Below are 680 nucleotides of genomic sequence, written 5' to 3'. Positions count from 1 at the left end.
TGTCATTCGAGATATCGAAAGAAAATGTTCGCATCCGGATGAACAACTTCGGTCACTGTTGGACATTGCCAGAAGGATTTTTAACCAGCAGCGGAATGACAAAAACAAGATCTACAGTGTTCATGAACCGGCAGTAGAATGCATCAGCAAAGGCAAAGCACACAAGCGTTACGAGTTTGGTTGTAAAGTCAGTGTCGCGGCCACCAGTAAAGGCGGTTGGATTGTGGGGGCCAAGGCGATACACGGCAATCCCTACGATGGGCACACATTGAAAGACGCTCTTGCGCAGATTGAACGAATTACCTGTACACCTGATCACGTATTCGTGGACATGGGATACCGCGGACACGGATACGAAGGTAAGGTCAATGTACACGTTGATAGGAGAAGAAGAGGACGGACTGCCAAAAGTTTGTGGCGTTGGATGAAACGCCGTGCCGCTGTTGAACCTGGCATCGGACATTTAAAACGCGAGCATCGCATGGACCGCTGTCGTCTCAAAGGAACGCTGGGTGATTGTCTGAACGCCGTCTTCAGTGCTGCTGGGATGAACTTCAGGAAGCTGCTGCGACTGGCAGCAGACTTTTTGCTTCGAACTTACTTCCATATTTTTATCGCACAAAGAACAATTGCCTGTTTTTGTCCTGCAGCATAGCGGGTTTTTCAGTATCGACTAAATA

1 protein-coding gene is annotated in these 680 nt (G+C 48.4%); it reads left to right on the top strand.

Features of this window, described 5'->3' with window-relative positions; genetic code table 11:
- On the top strand, positions 1–655 hold a 655-nt coding region (locus HCU62_RS11575; RefSeq protein WP_169755681.1), incomplete at its 5' end, for a transposase.
- Between the last annotated feature and the right edge of the window lie 25 nt (positions 656–680).

Origin of the sequence: Dissulfurirhabdus thermomarina, from assembly GCF_012979235.1 — a bacterium.
In the GTDB taxonomy this organism is placed as follows: domain Bacteria; phylum Desulfobacterota; class Dissulfuribacteria; order Dissulfuribacterales; family Dissulfurirhabdaceae; genus Dissulfurirhabdus; species Dissulfurirhabdus thermomarina.
This window is presented reverse-complemented; position numbering and strand designations above follow the sequence as displayed.